This is a genomic window from Actinospineispora spinosispora DSM 44797, assembly GCF_000429025.1.
Taxonomy (GTDB): Bacteria; Actinomycetota; Actinomycetes; order Mycobacteriales; family Pseudonocardiaceae; genus Pseudonocardia; species Pseudonocardia spinosispora.
This window is the reverse complement of the sequence record NZ_KE386834.1, coordinates 497323-515730: the sequence shown is the minus strand read 5'-3', so window position 1 is coordinate 515730 and position 18408 is coordinate 497323. Positions and strand designations below refer to the sequence as shown.

The window sequence follows — 18408 nt, the reverse complement described above, 5'->3', positions numbered from 1 at the left end:
TGATTCATAACGCTCCAATCAGGCGTTGGGCGGCGTGCAGTGGGTCGGTGGACATGTCGGCGACCTGGTCGACCTCCCGGTCGAACTCGGGTTCGCCGTCGCGCAGGCGATCCAGCACGATCTCCTCGGCCATCCAGCGAATCCGGGTCGCCGCGGTGCGCCGGGCGCGGCGGTTCAGTTCGCCGGTCCGGCTCATCCACTCGTGGTGTTCGTCGAACCGGGTGGCCAGCTCCTCGACGCCCTCGCCCGTCGCGGCGACGGTGCGCTGGATCGGCACCTCCCAGTCGGTACGCGGGGCGAACCGGAGCATGTCGCGCAGCTCGGCGTAGGCCTTCTGCGCGCCGTCCCGGTCGGCCTTGTTGAGCACGTGGACATCGGCGATCTCCAGCAGTCCGGCTTTGATCGCCTGCACGTCGTCACCCATGCCGGGCACGCTGACCACCGCGACGGTCTGCGCCGCGCTGATCACGTCGACCTCGGCCTGCCCGACGCCGACGGTCTCCAGCACGATGACGTCCTTGCCGGCCGCGTCGAGCACGGTGATCGCGTCGAGCGCCGCGCGGGACAGTCCGCCGAGCGCACCTCGGGTGGCGATGGAGCGGATGAACACCCCGTCGTCGCCGGACAACGCCGACATCCGGATCCGGTCACCGAGGATCGCACCGCCCGAGAACACACTCGACGGGTCGACCGCGAGGACGCCGACGGTGCGCCCGGCGCGACGGTAGTGCGCGGTCAGCTCGCCGACCAGCGTGCTCTTGCCACTGCCGGCGGCACCGGTGACACCGATGATGTGCGCGTGCCCGCCAGCCCGGTGCAGCTGCGCCAGCTCGTCGGCGACACCGTCACTGCGCCGTTCGATCCGGCTGATCATGCGCGCGATCGAGGCCGTCTCCCCGGCGCGGACCCGCTCCACCCGGTTCACGTGTGTGCCTTGAGCGACTGCAGCAGGTCACGGTCGTCGATGACCCGGCGCGCCTTGAACTCGGTGCGTTCGAACGTGCCCCTGGCGACCGGCACGACGGTCGCGCCGACCCCGAGCACGGTGCGCAGCCGGTCGGACAGCCCGTCGAGTGCCTGGTTCGGCTGGTGCTCGACCTGCACGACGAGCGAGTCCATGGTGTCGGTCCGGCTGATCACGATGCGGTGCTCGCCGCCGTATCCGGGGTCGGACATGACGACCTCGTCGATCGCGCTCGGGTAGATGTTCTCGCCGCGCACGATGAACATGTCGTCGATGCGCCCGTAGATGCCGCGCGGCAGGAACGGGTAGGTGCGACCGCGCGCGGTGTCCGGGGCCTCCCAGCGGGTCAGGTCGTTGGACAGCAGCCGGATCATCGGCTGGCTGGTGCGTTCCAACGTCGTGTAGACCGGGGTGCCCTCGCTGCCGTACGGGACGCGGCGCAGCGTGGCCGGGTCGCACACCTCGGTGTAGACGAGGTCCTGCCAGCACAGCACGCCCGGCTCGTCGGCCCCCGCGCCCAGGTGCATCCAGGGGCTGACCTCGGCCATCGAGCCGGAGTCGTAGACCTGGGCGTCGAACGCCTTCTCGATGCGTCCCCGGATGGACGGGATGCTCGCGCCCGGCTCGCCGGAGAAGAACAGCTTGCGCAGCCCCAGGTCGGCGGGGTCGACGCCCTGTTCGCTCGCCACCTCGGCGAGGCGCAGCGCGTAGGAGGGGGTGCCGTAGAAGACCGTGACGCCCATCTGGCGCATCCACATGACGGTGCGCGCGGTCTGCCCGGCGACACCCGCGCCGAACGGGAACACCCGGGCGCCGAGCCGTTCGGCGCCGATGTAGGCGCCCCAGGAACCCCAGTAGAGGCTCAGCGGAGAGCCGACCAGAACGGTGTCGCTCGGCCGGATGCCCATCGCCCACATGACCCTGGCGTGCGCGTTGGCGACGCTGCGCCAGTCCCGTTCGCTGATGCCGAAGGCCGTGGGCCGACCGGTCGTGCCGGACGTGCCGTTGACGTGCGCGACCTCGCTCTCCGGGACGCACAGGTAGCTGCCGAACGGCTCGTTGGCGGCCTGGTCGGCGCGCAGTTCCTCCTTGCGCACGACCGGGACCTGCTCGAAGTCCTCCAGGGTGCGGATGGCGTTCGGCTCGATACCCGCCTCGGACCACTTGCTCCGGTAGAACGGCGAGTTGTCCCAGGCGTAGGACATGAGCTCGCGGATCCGGCCCAGGATCGCCTCGTCACGCTCGTCCGCCGGCATCATCTCGCGGCGCGGGAACCAGTGCTCCTGGTTCGTCGGCGGCCGGTAGCTCTCGTCGTAGCGCGGCGGCCAGGTCCACTGCTCCATCTCGGGCTCCCTCGACAGGCCTGCCATCAGACGCCGACCGGGCGGTCGGCTGCCGCGGCCCGGACCGCTTCGACGATCGTGTCCGGCGTGGTGTCCTGGCCGAGTACCTCGGCGACGCCCATCTTCTTGAGTGTCTCCTCGTCCTCCTCCGGCATGACGCCACCGGCGACGACGGCGAACCCGACTGGCTCGTCGAAGCCGTCCAGCACCTGGTAGAGCTTGCGGAAGATCGGCAGGTGGGCGCCGGACAGGATGCTCACGCCGAGCACGTCGACGTCCTCCTGCACCGCGGCCTCGACGACCTGTTCCGGTGTGCGGTGCAGCCCGGTGTAGATCACCTCCATGCCCGCGTCGCGCAGTGTCCGTGCCACGACCTTGACGCCTCGGTCGTGCCCGTCCAGGCCGAGTTTCGCCAGCATCACCCGGATCGGCGGCTGCTCCCGCACCATAAGGTCACCTCATCCTGTGGCAGATCCTTCGTGTGGTCAGACCATAGAAGTGTGTGACCGGGACAACAAGGGTTACCGCGAAGTAACCGGGAACACTGCGGTCAGAACCGCACGAACGGAGCAGCAGTGACCGATCAGCTTCACGTCCGCACGGAAGACCGCCTCGGGCGGATCACCCTGAACCGCCCGAAGGCGATCAACGCGCTGACCGTCGACATGATCCGGGGTATCACCCAGGCACTGCGGGCCTGGTGGGACGACTCGTCGGTCGAGATCGTGCTGCTGGACGGCGCGGGTGATCGAGGACTCTGCGCGGGTGGCGACATCACCGTGGTGCGTGACTCGGCGATGGGCGACCAGGAGGTCGCCGCCACCCTGTGGCGCGAGGAGTACGTCATGGACCAGCTGATCGCCCGCTTCCCCAAGCCGGTGGTCGCGCTGATGGACGGCGTGGTGATGGGCGGCGGCCTCGGAATCGCCGGACGGGCCGACGTCCGGGTGGTGACCGAGCGGTCCCGGGTGGCGATGCCCGAGGTGCTGATCGGGTTCACCCCCGACTGCGGCACCGCCGACCTGCTCGCCGGCGCACCCGGCGAGCTGGGCACACACGTGGCGCTGACCTCGATGAACCTGGGCGCGGCGGACGCGATGCTGTGCGGTCTCGCGGACACGTACCTGCCGTCGGAGGAGCTGGCCGGGGTCCCGGAGCTGCTGCGCTCGGGCTCGTTGCGTTCGCTGGGCACGCCCGCGCCCGGTTCGCTGGCGGACTCCCGCCCGTGGATCGACGAGTGCTACGCGGGCGACGACCCTGCGAAGATCGTCGCGCGGCTGCTGGACCATCCGCATCCCGATGCCCGGGCGGCCGGCGAGCTGCTGGGACAGCGGTCACCCACGGCGGTCGCGGTGACGTTGCACGCCCTGCGGCTGGCCGCCGACGAACCGGGCCTGGAACCTTGTCTGATCCGTGACTTCCGGGCGATCCGACGGTTCCTGGCCCACCCCGACCTGGTGGAAGGAATCACCGCCAGGGTCGTGGACCGGACCCACGTGCCTCAGTGGACGCCGTCGCGCCTCGCCGAGGTCGAACCGTCCTCCGTCGCCGCGTTCTTCGACCCGCTGGACGGCGACGAGCTGTCACTGGAGTCCTGACCGGGCAGCAACAGGGGGCTGGCGAGGATCAGCAGTCCGGCCGTGAGGAGCGCCGTGCGGAGGCTGGTGAGGTCCGCGAGCAGGCCGGCCAGCGCGGTGAACAGTGCGATGGATGCCAGCTGGCCGATCGACCATGCCGACAGCGTGCGGGCGACGAGATGCCGAGGGGTGTGCTGGAGCCGGTAGGTGGCGAGCACCGGGGTGTACAGGCTCATGAAGACGATGATCGCCAGCTCGACCACGATGACGGTGACGAGGCCGAGGACCCCCGGGCCGACGAGGACGAGACCGATCAGCCAGACGACACGCAGCGTGCCGACGGTCCGGAACACCCGGCGCACGCCGAGGCGGGCCACGACGCGGCGGGCCAGCCGGGAACCGACCAGTCCGCCGAGGCACGGCAGGGCGAACGCCAGCCCGTACTGCCAGGGCGGGAACCCGAGCTCACGCAGCAGGAGCACAGCCAGCAGCGGCTCGGTCGCCATGATCAGGCCGGAGACGAGCAGGTTGTTGAGGTAGAGCGCGCGCAGGACGGGGTGGCCCAGGATGTGCCGCCACCCGTCGAGCAGCTCGCCTGCCCGGACCGGGTTCGCGTCGGTCCGCCGCGCGGGTTCTTCGCGGACGCGGATCGCGGTGAGACAGAGCGCGGAGAGCAGATAGCTCAGCGCGTCGGCGACGACGGTGATGACCGGCCCGAGCAGCCCGATCGCGGCACCGCCCAGCGGTGGCCCGACGGCGATGGAGCTCCAGTTCGTCGACTCGAACCGTGCGTTCGCGACCAGCAGGTCCTCCGGCGCGACGAGGACCTTGAGGTAGGCGCCGCTCGCCGCGTTGAACGCGATCTTGGCGGCCGCGACGACGGCCGAGACGACGAGCAGCTGGACGAGGCTGAGCAGGCCGAGTGCGTAGGCGACCGGGACCGTCGCCAGCACGGCGAACCGGATCAGGTCCATCCCGATCATGACCGGCCGTGTGCGGTGGAACTCCACCCACGGCGCGAGCTTGACCGCGATCAGCGCGCCCACCGCCGGCCCCACCGCGGCCAGCGCGGACACCTCCGAGGGAGCGGCGTGCAGCGCCAGCACGGCGATGAGCGGTAACGCACCGAACCCCAGTCCCGTCCCGTACGCACTAACCGCGTAGGCCGCCCACAGGCAGCCGAACCGCCGCCCGAGAGACCGCCTCACACGTCCACCTGCTGCTCACCCGACACGGCACCGATCCAAAGCCATCCGGTCCCCTCGGATCAAACAACCGGCCGGGCGGCGAGCCACAACGCACCGTTGTGTCCGTAGGGTTCGGGCCGTGGATCTCGACGCCGTCCGCACGTTCGTCACCGCCGCGGACGCCGGCCAGTTCCAGGAGGCCGCCGCCACGCTGGCGGTCACCCAGCAGGCCGTCTCCCGACGTATCGCCCTGCTGGAGAAGGACCTCGGGGTGCGCCTGTTCACCCGCACTCCGCGCGGTGTCCGGCTCACGATCGACGGCCAGGCGTTCCTCCCGCACGCCCGCGACCTGCTCCGGGCGGCCGAGCGGGCCGACGCGTCCGTCCGCCCCGGCAGGCGCGCGTTCCGCGTCGACGTGGTCAACCGCCGGGTCGCGACGGCGGTACTCCTCCAGGACTTCTACCGCGCGCACCCCGAGATCGAGCTGGACATCGTGACCTTCGATGCCGACGTCGCAGGCGCGATCGCCGCGGTGGAGAACGGGACGATCGACGTCACGTTCCACGGCGTCCCACCTCGGCTCCACGTCCCGCGCACGGTCCGGACCATCCCGATGGTCCACGAGGCGCACGAGCTGCTGGTCGGGCCGCGCCATCCCCTCGCCGACGCGCACTCCGTCACGCCCGGCGGGCTCGCCGGTCACCGGATCCGCATGCCAGGCCTGGACGCCAGGGGCGAGGTGGCCGACTACTACACCGAGCTCGCGGCCGCCTTCGACCTCACGATCGACATGACCGGCCCGGTCTTCGGCAACGAGGCACTGCTGGACGAGATCGCCGACTCCTCGAACCTGGCGACCCTGATCGGCGTGCGCTCGCGCTACATGTGGCCGGACAGCTACGACCTGCGCCGAATCCCGATCCGCGACCCCGCCCCGATCTACCCCCTGTCCCTGATCTGGCGCGAGGACAACTCCCACCCAGCCCTCACCACTCTGCGCACCTACCTGGACGCGAGGCGAACAGCAGCACCCCACCCGAACACCTGGCTCCCCACCTGGACACCGCCCCGGTGATCGACTCCCCCATGATCACCACCACGCACGCCACGCGCCGAGAACGTCGCAGAGGCTCACGTCACGTCGCAGACACTGCAACACCTGCGACGCAACACCAAGCTCTGCGACGCGTGACCAGCGACCACCGGGACCAGAGGTACCGCCCGCAACGCGCGAGGGCGCAGCCCGATGCGCACACCAGCCACATCGCGGCACTGTGCACACCTACGTGCCGCGTCGCACACCTCCGGACATATGCGACGCAGCACGTAGGTGTGCACAGTCCGCGACGGCACCCCACCTGCCACACGCGCCACGCGCCACACGCCACACGCCGAGAACTTCGCAGAAGCTCACGTCACGTCGCAGACACTGCAACATCTGCGACGCGACACGAAGCTCTGCGAGGCGGGACACGAGTGACCACAGAGACTCCTGGGACTACGTGATCGCGCGAGGGCGCAGCCCGATGCGCAACAACAGCGCGATCGGCCCGCCACCCCGCACGGCATGCACGCACACCTGCCCCATCCCCGCGATCCTGGCTAAGCACTTGGCGTGGCCGCCCGCTGTCAACCCTGAAACCTCGCCCCCGAACTACGTGCAACCAGGACCCGCGCGAGGCCGGCGCCAGCCGGGGGTTGAGAGCGGGCGGCCACGCCAAGCACACTGAAAGCCAGCGGGGATGCACACTGACGAGCCAGCGGGGATCACCCGGAAACGACGCTCTACCGTGCACGGATGCTCCTGAACGTCGTCGACCTGGAAGCCACCTGCTGGCGGGGAAGCCCCCCGGAAGGCCAGTCCAGCGAGATCATCGAGATCGGCCTGACCGTCGTCGACCTGGAAGCCCGCACCAGGGTCAGCCGCCACGGCATCATGGTCCGCCCGCGCACCTCGACGGTCAGCGACTTCTGCACCGAGCTGACCAGCCTCACCCAGCCCGACGTCGACTCCGGGATCGACTTCGCCGAGGCGTGCGCGGCTCTGGTCGACGAACACGATTCGGGCACCAGGCCCTGGGCGAGCTGGGGCGACTACGACCGCAACCAGTTCCGGCGCCAGTGCAAGGCAACCGGCACGAGCTACCCGTTCGGAGAGCACCACACGAACGCCAAGAAGGCCTTCGCGGCCGCGTTCGGGCTGCCGAAACCGACCGGTATGGATGGCGCGCTGGAGGTAGCCGGTCTCCCGTTGGAGGGCAGGCACCACCGAGGCGAGGACGACGCGTGGAACATCGCCGCGCTGATCCTGCTGATGGTCGAGCGCGGCAGCTGGACCTAGTGACCGACGAACTTGGGTGGTCGACGGGCGCCGAACGCGGTGATTCCTTCCCGGGCGTCGTCGGTACCCGCGCACGCCACGATCGCCCGCTGCTCGGCGGCGAGCTGTTCCGGATAGGTGTTCGTCGAGGACTCCAGCAGTAGCCGCTTCATCCGGCCCAGCCCGTAGGTCGGCCCCTGCGCGAGCGCCCGCGCCCGCTCCAGGGCGGTGTCCTCGAGGTCCGCGGCCGGCACGACCCTGGTCACCAGACCCCAGTCGAGTGCCTCGGCGGCGTCCAGCACCCGGCCACCCAGGATCAGTTCCTGCGCCCGCCGCAGACCGACCAGTCTGGGCAGGTGCCACGAGCTGCCGCCGTCGCCGGACAGGGCGAGCTGGGCGAAACCGGTGGCGATCCGCAGGTCGTCGGCGGCGATCGCCAGGTCGGCACACCACAGCAGACCGAGGCCGCCGCCCGCGACCGCGCCTCGTGCCGCGACCACGACCGGGACGGGCAGCTGCGCCAGCAGGGCGAGTGTCCGGTGGTAGGCCGAGATCATCGTGGTCAGCTCGTCCGGCAACCGGTCCAGCTGACCGTCGAGGTAGCGCAGGTCGCCGCCCACGGTGAACGCCGGGCCGTCCGCGCCGATCAGGACGGCCCGGACACTCGGGTCCGCCGCGATCTGCTCCACGTGCGCACCCAGCGACCGGACCATCGCCAGGTCGATGCCGTTGCGCCCGGCGACGCGGACCAGCCGCAGGTGCGCGAGCCCACCCTCCACGGTCAGGCGCGTGCGTGCATCCGGATCGCTCACGACCTGGCCTCCAGGGAATCGCGCCACAGAGCGGTGTCGGTGTACTGGTGAAGGGTGCGCAACGTGCCTTCCGAGGCCGACCACAGGTGCGCGAACGGGGCGTTGACCGGGCGGCCGGTCGCCCGCGCCGTGCCCTCGTACTGACCGGTGACCAGCAGCTCGCCGGGACCGCAGTCCAGCCAGCGCTCCGGCTTCGCCCGCATCGACCACAGTGCACCGATCGCCCACCACCCCTCGGTGATGCACGCCTGCGCACCGACGTGGCGGCCGCCGATCGGTTCCGGCAGCCCCGGGCTGTAGTTGCCCTCGAAGTTCGGGTGCAGGACCTCGGTCAGCGCGGCTCGGTCGCCGGTGCCGAGCGCCGCGTACAGTCGCTCGACCAGTGGCCGGACAGTCGTCTCAGTAACGTTCATCAACGACGATGGTCGAACACTCGACCGGATTCGTCCACCATTTCGAAGCACCACGTCGACTTCGTGCCTGTTTCGGCGCCACAGTGTCAACAAAAAATTGACAATCTGTGTCACGCTGGCGCCATGGACGGTTCGAGGCGCGCCGCGCTCGATCAGCTCAGCCAGGTTCCGCCCCGGCTCGCCGCGCTGGAGCGGTCGGAGCTGACGCTGATCGCCGCCGCCCGAGGGCACGGCGGCAGTTGGACCGACATCGCCGACGCGCTCGGCCTGCGGTCGCGCCAAGCCGCCGAGCAACGGTTCCGCCGGCTGTCCGAACGGGTCGGGGACGACGCCGGGTCGCCGCTCATCGCCGCCGGTCCCGCACCGACGGCCGGGCTCGACACCGCCGAACCGCACCCGCGTCCCCGTTCCGAGGGCACCCGGCTGCGCATCCTCGACGCCGCCGCCCAGGTCTTGGCCGAACGCGGGTACGCCTCGACCCGGATCAGCGACATCGCGGCGCGGGCGCAGCTGCGTGCCGGCAGCGTCTACCACCACTTCCCGTCCAAGGACGAGCTGATCGAGGAGGTGCTGCGGTTCGGGGTGACCACCACGCACCGCCGCGTCCACCAGCGTCTGTCCGCCCTGCCGGACGACGCCGCGCCCATCGACCGGCTGGCCGCCGCGATGGCCGCACACCTGCAGACCATGATCGAGCTGGACGTGCTGGTCCGGGCGCACACCCAGGTCTACGGCCAGCTGCCCGACGCCATGCGCCGCCGCGTCCGGACCCACCGGCTCGCCTACGGGGCGCTGTGGTCCGACCTGATCGGTGCCGCCATCGAGGACGGTGCACTGCGCGACGACATCCACCGCTACCTCATCCGACTGTTCGTGGTGAACTCCATCGAGGCGGCCTCGCAGTGGGCCTGGCGCGCGCACCGCACGACCGGAGAGCTCACCGACGCGATCCGGCGGCTGATCCTGGACGGTGCCTCAGCTCCGGTAGCCGGCAACCCACACTGAGCGCGACGTCGCAGAGCTTCACGTCGCGTCGCAGACACTGCAGCGTCTGCGACGCAACACGAGGCTCTGCGAGGTGACCCGCATTAACGTGCGTCAGCGCCGGTAGGCGGCGCCCGGATGGTCTGGGGGCAGCAGCGGTCCTGGCGCGGTGCCCAGGTTCTCCCGCAGTGTCGGCGCCGCGTACTCCGACTGCACCCGACCACGCGCGCGCAGCTCCGGCACGACGTGGTCGACGAAGTCGACGAACGTGCCTGGCGTGACGACGTAGGCGAGGTTGAAGCCGTCGATGTCGGCCTCGTCGACCCAGCGTTCCAGCTCGTCGGCCACGGTCGCGCCGGAGCCGACCACGACCGGTCCCCGGCCGCCGATCGCGATGAACTTCGCCAGCTCGCCGACCGTCCACCGCCGGTCCGGATCCGACGTCGTGAACGAGGCCAGCGCGGAGCGGTTCGCGTCCGTCTCGACGTACTCCAGGAGCTGCTCGGGGGACGCCTCGGCCAGGTCGACGCCGGTCCAGCCGCCGAACAGCGCCATCGCACCCTCGTGGCTGGTGTGCTCGAGGTAGGAGTCGCGCTTGGCGAGTGCCTCGGCGTCGGTGGCACCGGCGATCGCGGTCAACATCGCGAACACCTTGATCGACCGGGGATCCCGTCCCGCTGCTTCGGCACCGGAGCGGACGGCGTCGACCGTGCGGCGCAGCACCGAGGGCGACGGTCCGCTGACGAAGATCGCCTCGGCGTGCGTCGAGGCGAACCGGGCGCCTCGGGGCGAGGCGCCGGCCTGGAACAGCACCGGGGTGCGCTGCGGCGACGGCTCGCACAGGAACGGGCCGGGCACCTCGAAGTAGCGGCCCTTGTGGTTGATGTCGTGCATCTTGGCCGGGTCGGTGAACACCCCGCGCGTCGCGTCGCGCACCACGGCGTCGGACTCCCAGGAGCCCTCCCACAGCTTGTAGCAGACCTGCAGGTACTCGTCGGCCAGCTCGTAGCGCTCGTCGTGCGGGATCTGCTCGCCCCTGCCGAGGTTGCGCGCCGCGCTGTCCAGGTAGGACGTCACGATGTTCCACGCGACCCGGCCCTTGGTCAGGTGGTCCAGCGTGGTGAACCGCCTGGCCAGCGCATACGGCTGCTCGTAGGCGAGCGACACCGTGACCCCGAACCCGAGCCGGTCGGTCACCGCCGCCATCGCGGGCACCGCCAGCAGCGGGTCGTTGACCGGGATCTGCGCGGCCTGGCGCACCGCGGCGTCCCGGGAGCCGCCGTACACGTCGTACACGCCGAGGACGTCGGCGAGGAACAGCGCGTCGAAGCCGCCGCGTTCCAGCAGCGTCGCCAGCTCGGTCCAGTAGTCCAGGTCGCGGTAGCGGTGTCCCTGGTCGTCCGGGTGGGTCCACAGGCCGGCCGACTGGTGACCGACACAGGCCATGTCGAAGGCGTTCAGCAGGATTCGGCTCACTCGTCGATCCTCTCCCCTGCCGCCGCGTCGGTGATCGGCGCCCTGAACGTCTCCGGCGCCAGCACCGTCGCGGTGATCGTCAGCGCGGACAGCACCAGGAAGTACAGCCAGATCAGCCACGGCCTGCCACCGCCCTCCAGCAGCAGCGCGGCCGCGATGAGCGGCGCCGTGCCGCCGGAGAGGACCGAGCCGAACTGGTAGCCGATCGAGGAACCGCTGTAGCGGACGCCGGTCGGGAACAGCTCGGTGAACCACGCCGCCTGGGGCCCGTACATCGCGTCGTGGAACACGTTGACCGTGATCACCATGGCCACCACGATCAGCACGGTCGACCCGGTATCCAGCAGCAGGAAGAAGCCGATCATCGCGACCGCGGCACCGATCGCGCCGAACAGGTACACCGGGCGTCTGCCGACCCGGTCGGACAGGATCGCCCACGCCGGTGTGCTGATCAGCCCGATCACCGAGCAGACGATCACCGCCGTCAGGCCCGCGTTCGGGTCCGCCGAGGAGCCCTGCGTGAGGTAGGTCAGCGCGAACGTCGTACACAGCACGTAGAGCGCGTTCTGCGACATGCGCATGCCGATGGTCAGCCACAGGTTGCGTCGATGACCCCGGGTGACCTGCGCGAGCGGCGCCGTCGAGACCCGGCCGCTGTCCTTGACCTGCTGGTAGAGCGGAGCGTCCGCGAGCCCGAGCCGGATCGCCAGCCCGACGATGACCAGCACGATGCTGAGCAGGAACGGCAGCCGCCAACCCCAGTCCAGGAAGGTGGCTTTGTCCATCGAACCCCGCACCGCGGCGAAGATGCCGGTGGCCAGCAACATGCCGGCGGGCGAGCCGATCTGGGGGAAGCTGCCGAACAACCCGCGCCTGCGCCGCCCCGAGCCTTCCGAGTGCTCGACCGACATGAGCACCGCGCCGCCCCACTCGGCGCCGACGGCGAGGCCCTGCAGCAGCCGCATGACGACCAGTAGTGCTGGGGCGAGCAGCCCGACGCTCGCGTAGGTCGGCAGCACCCCGATCGCCGCCGTGGCCACGCCCATCAGCAGCAGCGAGGCGACCAGCATGGTGCGCCTGCCGATCCGGTCGCCCAGGTGACCGGCGACCAGCGCGCCGACCGGTCGGGCGCCGAACCCGGCGGCGTACACGGCGAACGAGGCGAGCACACCCGCCGACGGGTCGGCCTTGCTGAAGAACAGCGGGCCGAAGACCAGCGCCGACGCGGTGGCGTAGAGGTAGAAGTCGTACCACTCGATGGTGGTCCCGACGAGGCCCGCGACCGCCGCCCGGCGCGGGCGGGCGGGCGCTGTGGTGCTCAGTGTCATCGTTGCTCCTGGGCGGGTGCCGCCAGATCCTGGACCCGCTGCGCGACCGCCACGGGTTGGCGCATGACGCCGTAGCGGTGGTAGTTGTCGGCGACCTCCTGCAGTTTCCCGACGACCCGCGCGTCGAGCGGCACCCCGGTGCGCAGCGAGCGTTGCGCGACCAGCCCGGCCACCGCCTCGGGGCGGCGGGTGAGCTGCACGTAGATGCGGGTGTTCTCACCCGGGTTCGTTCGTGCCCACTGCAGTGCGGTGTTGTAGCGGCGGACGAAGTCGGTCATCGCGGCGCGGGTGGACGCGTCGGCCAGCGAGTCGTTGTTCGCGTCGAGGAAGCTCAGCCCCGACGCGAGCCCGATCGGGTCCCGCAGGATCCGCGCACCCTGTTCCTGCTGGGCGACCGCGGTGTACGGGTCCCAGGTCGACCAGGCGTCGATCGAGCCGGACTGCATCGCGGCCGCGGCGTCCACCGGCTGCAGGAAGCTGATCGTGACGTCCTTCGCGGTCAGCCCCGCCTCGGTGAGTGCCTGCAGCAGCAGGTAGTGCCCGATGCTGCCCTGCGTCGTCGGTGACACGGTGTGTCCACGCAGGTCCGCGACGGTCTTGATCGGCGAGTCCTTGGGGACCAGGATCGCCAGCCCGCCGCGCGCCGGTGACTCGTTCGCCGCGACGACGGTGATGTCCTTCGTCGCGGCCAGTGCGTTCAGCGTCGGCGCGTCGCCCGCGATGCCGATGTCGATCGCACCGCCGCGCAGCGCTTCGAGCAGCGGCGCGGCGGCCGGGAACTGCGCCCACTGCACCTTGTACGGCGTCCCGTTCAACACTCCGGAGGCCTGCAGCAGCGCCTGCTGGATGCCGGCCTGGTCACCGACCTTCAGCGTGACCGAGCTGAGGTCGGCGGGCCCGTCCGACGAGCTGGAGCACGCGGTCGGCAGCAACAACGCCAGTGCGCCGGCCAGCGCAACCAACAATCGCCGGGACTTCATAGAACCTCCGAGATCAGGACCCGTGAGTGAGTTGGGCTGCCCTGGCAGCCCAACTCACTCACGGGTGTCTTCCAGGGGATACAGCTCTGGCAGGTTGACGACGATCGCCTCCTGCGTGCTGCGGGAGATCACCACGACCGCCGGGTCGTCCGGGTCGGGGTTCTCCTCGCGGTGCGGGACGAACGGCGGCACGAAGATGTAGTCGCCGGGCCCGGTCTTGATCCGCACCTCGTCGGTGCCGTCGTGGAAGACGAACTCGGGGCGGCCGCTGACCACGTAGATCGCGGTCTCCGACTCGCCGTGATGGTGGTTGTCCGACGCGGTCGACGGCGCGACGTGCGTCTCCCCCATCCAGATCGCCTCGGAACCGACGCGTGCCCCGCTGATCGCGGCGAGCCGCGTCATGCCGCCGGACTGCGCGGTGTTGCCGTCCAGCTCCCCGGCCCGCACGTGGTGCAGCCGGGTGCGCAGCGGAGCGGTGTTCGAGGTCAGGTCGGGGTGGAATCCCTCGTGCGTGCTCACGGCCGTGCCTTTCTGCCCGGGCCGGCCGCGACGTCCTCGACGGTCCATCCGTCGAGGAACTCGGCGACGGTCTGGCCGAGTCGGTCCCACAGCCAGGAGTCCGGTCCGTCGGCGTGGCGGGAGACCAGCTCGCCTTCCACCGCGCGCACCACCTCGGCGACGGTGATCTCCGAGGCGGGCCGGGCCAGCCAGTAGCCACCCTCGCAGCCGCGCTGGCTGTGCGCCAATCCGGCACGGCGCAGCTCGATCATGAGGTTCACCAGCGAGTTCAGCGGCAGACCCCGGGCCTGCGCGATCGACTCGCAGCGCATCGGGACCCGCCCCGAACCGGCCAGCTCGGCGATCGCACGCAGCGCGTAGTCGACCCGCGCGGACACGTGCACCGGTGCGGCACGCCGCGCCCGCACCGGCTTGCTCGGCTCCGGGACACCGTCGCGCAGCACCGCGCCTTTGCCGATCTCCTCCAGGAACAGCACCAGCCGGGCCGCCACGCTGCGGTGGAACCGGTCGTTGAGCACGTCGTGCACGCCGTCCCGCACGACCGACAAGGTCGCGGCCGGATGCGCACCGACCAACCGCCGAACCGGCTCGAGCGGAGCGATCGAGTCGACCTCGCCGTGCAGCAGAAGGATCGGCAGGTCGGGAAGCGCGCTCGGGGTCGGCCCCGCCGGCGAGGCGAGCTCACCCCACTGGAAGGACGGATCATCGCTGATCAGCGAGCTGTGCACGGGGCAGGAGGTGCGGGCGGCCAGCTCGGCGTCTCGGGTCGACGGGACGCTGAGGGGCGGTTCGAGTGGCAGGCCGGCCAGCACCAGCCCGTCGATCGGCAGGCTTCCCGCCGATGCGAGCCGCCATGCCGCCACTGCACCCGAGTCGGACCCGATCAGCACGCGAGAGCCCCGCCCGTCTTCGAGTAGCGAGGCAACCAGCTCGGTGTCTTCCTCCGTGTCCTGGCGAGCCGCCACCAGCGTGTAGCCATCGATCGTCAATCTGTGCCCGAGCCGCTGGTAGACGCCGGGGTGCTCACCGCGCCCCGTCAGTAGTACGACCAGACCACGCGATGTCGAATCCGGCTGCCACAGGCCGGGCTTTCTGCCCTCGTGGGTAACCGTCATGCCCGGACCAGCCCCGACTCGCGGCGCGCCAGCTCCTGGCGCACCAGCGGGATCAGCTCACGGCCGTAGTCCACCGCGTCGTCGAGCGGGTCGTAGCCGCGGATGAGCAGGGTGGTGACGCCGATGTCGACGTAGTCAAGCAACGCAGCGGCCACCGTGTCCGGCGTGCCGACCAGCGCGGTCGAGTTGCCCGCCGCGCCCGAGGCGGCGGCGGTGGCCGTCCAGAGCGCCCTGTCGTGACGCTCACCCCGCTCGGCCGCCGCCAGTAGCCGCTGCGAACCGACGTTCGGCGGGCTCCCACTCGGCGTGACGCGGTGCAGCTTGCTGCCGGTGAACGAGCCGTGGCCGCCCTTCGCGGCGACGATCCGGTCCCGGATGCGGTGCGCGCGCTCCCAGGCCAGCTCCTCGGTCGCAGCCAGGATCGGCCGGAACGACACGCTGATCCCCGGCAGTTCGGTACGGCCGGCGGCGCGGGCGGCGGCGTGCACGGACGCGATCTGCTCGGCCGTCTCGGCCAGCGGCTCACCCCACAGCGCGAACACGTCGGCGTGGCGGCCACCGACCCGATAGGCGGCGGCGGACGAACCGCCGAAGTAGATCGGGATGCGTGGTTGTTGCACGGGGCGGATCTCCGCCTGCACCTGTTCGACCTGGTAGTACCGGCCGTGGTGGCTGAACGGGGCGTCGGCGGTCCAGGTCCGCGCCACGACGTCGAGGTACTCATCGGTGCGGTCGTAGCGCTCGTCCTTGGTGAGGAAGTCACCGTCGCGGCGCTGCTCGGGGTCGCTGCCGCCGCTGATCACGTGCATCGCGACCCGTCCGCCGGACAGCTGGTCCAGCGTGGCGTAGGTGCGTGCCGCGAGAGTCGGCGCGACGAAGCCCGGCCGGTGTGCCACCAGGTAACCGAGCCGCTCGGTGTGCGCGGCCGCGTACCCGGCGACCTGCAACCCGTCCGGGGTGCTTGAGCTGTAGCCGACCAGCACCTTGTCGAACCCGGCGTCCTCGTGCGCACGGGCGAACCGTCTGACGAACTCACGATCCACCGGCGGACCCGCCGACGGATGGATCTCCGAGACGTGCTGGGTGCCGATCATGCCGACGAACTCGACGCTCACGCCGTTTCCTCCCTCAGTGCACGCCGAGCCGCGCGAGCAGCTCGGTGCGTAGTGCGGCGAACCTCGGATCACTCACGTTCCTCGGCCGGTCCAGCGGGACCTCGGCGTCGTAGCCGATCCGCCCGGCCTCCATCACCAGCACCCGGTCGGCGAGGACGAGTGCCTCGTCCACGTCGTGGGTCACCAGCAGTACCGCGCAGCCGTGGCGCTGCCAGAGCTGTTCGACGAGCTCCCGGGCGGTCAGCCTGGTCAGCGCGTCCAGCGCCGAGAACGGCTCGTCCAGCAGCAGCAGGTCCGGCTCCCGGACCAGGGCCCTGGCCAGCGAGGCGCGCTGCGCCTCGCCACCGGACAGCGTCTTCGGCCACACGTCGCCGCGCGCGGAGAGCCCGACCTCGTCCAATGCCGCCTGAGCCCGCTTCCGGTTCGGCTTGCCCGGCAGGCCCAGGGCCACGTTGCGCCAGACGCGTTTCCAGGGCATCAGCCGGGGCGCCTGGAACGCGATGGCCCGGCGGCGCGCGACCCGTACCTCACCCTCGATGTCCCGGTCCAGGTCCGCGAGCACCCGGAGCAACGTGCTCTTGCCGCACCCGCTGGTACCCAGCAGCGCGACGAACTGGCCGGCCGGGATCTCCAGGTCGAGCCCGTCGAGCACGGCACGGTCACCGAACCGCCTGGTGAGGCCGGAGACCGTGACCGGACTCACCTGCCGCTGAACGCCGGTCGCCATGACAACAGCCCCCTCTCCAGGGTCCGCACGATGAGGTCGCCGATCAGTCCGAGGACGGCGTAGAGCACCAGGCAGACGACGATGACGTCGGTCTGGAAGAACTCACGGGCGTTGTTCATCAGGTAGCCGATGCCGGAGGTGGCGTTGATGGTCTCGCCGAACACCAGCGCCAGCCAGGCCGATCCGAGTGCGTAGCGCAGCCCGACCAGCGCGTTCGGCAGCGCCGACGGCAGGATCACGTGCCTCACCTGGCCGAACCAGCCGAGCCCGAGGGTGCGCGCGGCCTCCACGAGACCGGCGTCGGCGTTGCGGATGCCGCCGTAGATGTTCATGTACAGCGGGAACATGACGGCCAGCGAGATCAGCGCGACCTTCGGCTGCTCACCGATGCCGAACCAGATGATCAGCAGCGGGATCAGGCCGATGACCGGGATGGTGCGCAGTGCCTGCATGGGTGCGTCGACGATGTCCTCGCCGCGCCGGAACAGCCCCGCGACGGTGGCCAGCAGTACGGCCGCGACAGCACCGATGACCAGCCCGAACAGCACCCGGCCGACCGAGGTGAGCACGGCGTCCGGCAGCTGGCCGTCGGCCCACATCGTGGCCGCGGTGCGCAGCACGGTCAGCGGTGCGGCGAGTGTGTCGGGCGCGAGCACCCCGGTCGAGCTGAGTACCTGCCACAGCACCACGAGGCCGATCGGCGAGAACGTCTTGAACAGCCAGCGGGGTATCCGGTTGCCGCCCCGTGCACGGCTGGTGCGCACGGTCTGGACCTCGATCGGCCGAGGATCGGCGCGCGGATCGGCCTCGGTCAGGGTCATGGGGTCTCTCCTACGGTGGGAGCGCTGGGCACGCGGGCCCTGGGCACGACCGATCGGAGACGTCGCTGACCCGGGCACCGCGAAAACGGGCGATGAGTGCCGAGAATTCAGCGCGGACAGAGCGCGGAGGACACGCGAAGCAGGTCGATGTGACCCCGCTTCGTCAGCATGCCTCGTTCCGCCATGCCGACGACGCTAACCGCCCGGGCCCAGAATCTCAACCAATCGAGTTGGGTTTAATCGGACGTTCACGCCCCATCGATCTCCCCCGGCGGTCAAGAAATTTCATCCGCGGCCACCTGATCAGGCGATACAGGTGTAATCGAAAGTGTCTTCCGGCACACTGAGAAGACCGAGGGGTACGTGCCGCCCCGAACGTTGACGGTGCCCATATCCCGCACTGCCGACTCACGTCCGTGGACGACCCATGCGTTCACGGTCCCGGCGTCACGTCACCAGCCTGGAGCCACCATGTCACTGGACAGGGTCGAAGCGAGCGACCACGAGGACCCGATCGACCACGACGAGCTACTGACGGTGGCCGAGGTGGCCGCGCAGTGGCGGGTGTCGAAGATGACGGTCTATCGGCTGGTCCGCGACGGCAAGCTACCCGCACTGCGCGTCGGAAGATCGTTCCGTGTGTTCCAGCGTGACGCCCGTGAGCATGTTCGCCTGCACACCTTCCCGGACAGGCTCGCCTAGTTTCCCGTCGCCGGAGAGCCGT

General features: G+C 70.6%; 20 protein-coding genes. 5 read left to right on the top strand and 15 right to left on the bottom strand.

Features of this window, described 5'->3' with window-relative positions; translation table 11 throughout:
• Positions 1-4: 4 nt before the first annotated feature.
• Genes meaB through G406_RS51175 form a run of 3 tightly spaced genes read right to left on the bottom strand, consistent with a single transcriptional unit; the run spans position 5 to position 2756 of the window.
• Positions 5-925, bottom strand: a complete 921-nt coding sequence (gene meaB, locus G406_RS0131915) for a methylmalonyl Co-A mutase-associated GTPase MeaB (protein WP_028936950.1) — start codon at positions 923-925, stop codon at positions 5-7.
• Entirely contained in the window at positions 922-2307 is a 1386-nt protein-coding gene (locus tag G406_RS0131910) for a phenylacetate--CoA ligase family protein (protein WP_028936949.1), read from the bottom strand. The genes meaB and G406_RS0131910 overlap by 4 nt, the downstream gene beginning before the upstream one ends.
• A 26-nt stretch (positions 2308-2333) precedes the next feature.
• Entirely contained in the window at positions 2334-2756 is a 423-nt protein-coding gene (locus G406_RS51175) for a cobalamin B12-binding domain-containing protein (protein ID WP_084216506.1), read from the bottom strand.
• A gap of 126 nt (positions 2757-2882) precedes the next feature.
• Between G406_RS51175 and G406_RS0131895 the strand changes: the two genes are divergently transcribed.
• Positions 2883-3905: an enoyl-CoA hydratase/isomerase family protein gene (locus G406_RS0131895; RefSeq protein WP_028936947.1), complete on the top strand. Its 1023-nt coding sequence runs from the start codon at positions 2883-2885 to the stop codon at positions 3903-3905.
• Here G406_RS0131895 and G406_RS51170 read toward each other — a convergent pair.
• Complete coding sequence (locus tag G406_RS51170) at positions 3809-5092, bottom strand: MFS transporter (protein WP_211241330.1); 1284 nt, start codon at positions 5090-5092, stop codon at positions 3809-3811. The genes G406_RS0131895 and G406_RS51170 overlap by 97 nt on opposite strands.
• A gap of 118 nt (positions 5093-5210) precedes the next feature.
• Between G406_RS51170 and G406_RS0131885 the strand changes: the two genes are divergently transcribed.
• A complete protein-coding gene (locus G406_RS0131885; RefSeq protein WP_028936946.1) occupies positions 5211-6146 on the top strand; it encodes a LysR family transcriptional regulator in 936 nt (311 codons plus the stop codon).
• A 723-nt stretch (positions 6147-6869) separates the two neighbouring features.
• Positions 6870-7412, top strand: coding sequence for a 3'-5' exonuclease (locus tag G406_RS0131875; protein ID WP_028936945.1), 543 nt, complete (start codon positions 6870-6872; stop codon positions 7410-7412).
• Here G406_RS0131875 and G406_RS51165 read toward each other — a convergent pair.
• Entirely contained in the window at positions 7409-8203 is a 795-nt protein-coding gene (locus G406_RS51165; RefSeq protein ID WP_051342955.1) for an enoyl-CoA hydratase/isomerase family protein, read from the bottom strand. The genes G406_RS0131875 and G406_RS51165 overlap by 4 nt on opposite strands.
• Entirely contained in the window at positions 8200-8616 is a 417-nt protein-coding gene (locus tag G406_RS57435) for a nuclear transport factor 2 family protein (RefSeq protein WP_037079463.1), read from the bottom strand. The genes G406_RS51165 and G406_RS57435 overlap by 4 nt, the downstream gene beginning before the upstream one ends.
• A 123-nt stretch (positions 8617-8739) precedes the next feature.
• Between G406_RS57435 and G406_RS54745 the strand changes: the two genes are divergently transcribed.
• Positions 8740-9621 (top strand): TetR/AcrR family transcriptional regulator, encoded by an 882-nt coding sequence (locus G406_RS54745; RefSeq protein ID WP_051342954.1) that lies wholly within the window; start codon positions 8740-8742, stop codon positions 9619-9621.
• A gap of 93 nt (positions 9622-9714) precedes the next feature.
• Here G406_RS54745 and G406_RS0131860 read toward each other — a convergent pair whose 3' ends face one another.
• From G406_RS0131860 to G406_RS59890, 9 genes are all read right to left on the bottom strand, one after another.
• Positions 9715-11076: an LLM class flavin-dependent oxidoreductase gene (locus G406_RS0131860; protein ID WP_028936944.1), complete on the bottom strand. Its 1362-nt coding sequence runs from the start codon at positions 11074-11076 to the stop codon at positions 9715-9717.
• Positions 11073-12404 (bottom strand): MFS transporter, encoded by a 1332-nt coding sequence (locus G406_RS0131855; protein ID WP_028936943.1) that lies wholly within the window; start codon positions 12402-12404, stop codon positions 11073-11075. The genes G406_RS0131860 and G406_RS0131855 overlap by 4 nt, the downstream gene beginning before the upstream one ends.
• Positions 12401-13384 carry an ABC transporter substrate-binding protein gene (locus tag G406_RS0131850; protein ID WP_028936942.1) on the bottom strand — a complete coding sequence of 328 codons (984 nt, stop codon included), beginning with the start codon at positions 13382-13384 and terminating at the stop codon, positions 12401-12403. The genes G406_RS0131855 and G406_RS0131850 overlap by 4 nt, the downstream gene beginning before the upstream one ends.
• Before the next feature lie 54 nt (positions 13385-13438).
• Positions 13439-13906 (bottom strand): cupin domain-containing protein, encoded by a 468-nt coding sequence (locus G406_RS0131845; RefSeq protein ID WP_028936941.1) that lies wholly within the window; start codon positions 13904-13906, stop codon positions 13439-13441.
• On the bottom strand, positions 13903-15021 hold the full coding sequence (locus G406_RS58565) for an Rrf2 family transcriptional regulator (protein WP_051342953.1): 1119 nt from the start codon (positions 15019-15021) through the stop codon (positions 13903-13905). Before G406_RS58565 ends, G406_RS0131845 begins: the two co-directional genes overlap by 4 nt.
• Positions 15018-16136 carry an LLM class flavin-dependent oxidoreductase gene (locus tag G406_RS0131835; protein WP_028936940.1) on the bottom strand — a complete coding sequence of 373 codons (1119 nt, stop codon included), beginning with the start codon at positions 16134-16136 and terminating at the stop codon, positions 15018-15020. The genes G406_RS58565 and G406_RS0131835 overlap by 4 nt, the downstream gene beginning before the upstream one ends.
• 13 nt (positions 16137-16149) lie before the next feature.
• Positions 16150-16863: an ABC transporter ATP-binding protein gene (locus tag G406_RS0131830; RefSeq protein ID WP_028936939.1), complete on the bottom strand. Its 714-nt coding sequence runs from the start codon at positions 16861-16863 to the stop codon at positions 16150-16152.
• Positions 16836-17684, bottom strand: a complete 849-nt coding sequence (locus G406_RS0131825) for an ABC transporter permease (protein WP_028936938.1) — start codon at positions 17682-17684, stop codon at positions 16836-16838. The genes G406_RS0131830 and G406_RS0131825 overlap by 28 nt, the downstream gene beginning before the upstream one ends.
• 107 nt (positions 17685-17791) lie before the next feature.
• Positions 17792-17854 carry a putative leader peptide gene (locus G406_RS59890; RefSeq protein WP_425414653.1) on the bottom strand — a complete coding sequence of 21 codons (63 nt, stop codon included), beginning with the start codon at positions 17852-17854 and terminating at the stop codon, positions 17792-17794.
• A gap of 301 nt (positions 17855-18155) precedes the next feature.
• Between G406_RS59890 and G406_RS0131820 the strand changes: the two genes are divergently transcribed.
• Positions 18156-18386 (top strand): helix-turn-helix domain-containing protein, encoded by a 231-nt coding sequence (locus tag G406_RS0131820; RefSeq protein ID WP_028936937.1) that lies wholly within the window; start codon positions 18156-18158, stop codon positions 18384-18386.
• Positions 18387-18408: the final 22 nt, after the last annotated feature.

What these genes read in the sequence shown, in the direction of transcription:
- G406_RS0131855 (WP_028936943.1), bottom strand. Translation starts at nt 12,404, where the DNA reads ATGACACTGAGCACCACAGCGCCCGCCCGCCCGCGCCGGGCGGCGGTC.
- G406_RS58565 (WP_051342953.1), bottom strand. Translation starts at nt 15,021, where the DNA reads ATGACGGTTACCCACGAGGGCAGAAAGCCCGGCCTGTGGCAGCCGGAT.
- G406_RS51175 (WP_084216506.1), bottom strand. Translation starts at nt 2,756, where the DNA reads ATGGTGCGGGAGCAGCCGCCGATCCGGGTGATGCTGGCGAAACTCGGC.
- G406_RS0131875 (WP_028936945.1), top strand. Translation starts at nt 6,870, where the DNA reads ATGCTCCTGAACGTCGTCGACCTGGAAGCCACCTGCTGGCGGGGAAGC.
- G406_RS54745 (WP_051342954.1), top strand. Translation starts at nt 8,740, where the DNA reads ATGGACGGTTCGAGGCGCGCCGCGCTCGATCAGCTCAGCCAGGTTCCG.
- G406_RS57435 (WP_037079463.1), bottom strand. Translation starts at nt 8,616, where the DNA reads ATGAACGTTACTGAGACGACTGTCCGGCCACTGGTCGAGCGACTGTAC.
- G406_RS0131850 (WP_028936942.1), bottom strand. Translation starts at nt 13,384, where the DNA reads ATGAAGTCCCGGCGATTGTTGGTTGCGCTGGCCGGCGCACTGGCGTTG.
- G406_RS0131825 (WP_028936938.1), bottom strand. Translation starts at nt 17,684, where the DNA reads ATGACCCTGACCGAGGCCGATCCGCGCGCCGATCCTCGGCCGATCGAG.
- G406_RS0131910 (WP_028936949.1), bottom strand. Translation starts at nt 2,307, where the DNA reads ATGGAGCAGTGGACCTGGCCGCCGCGCTACGACGAGAGCTACCGGCCG.
- G406_RS0131830 (WP_028936939.1), bottom strand. Translation starts at nt 16,863, where the DNA reads ATGGCGACCGGCGTTCAGCGGCAGGTGAGTCCGGTCACGGTCTCCGGC.
- G406_RS0131820 (WP_028936937.1), top strand. Translation starts at nt 18,156, where the DNA reads ATGTCACTGGACAGGGTCGAAGCGAGCGACCACGAGGACCCGATCGAC.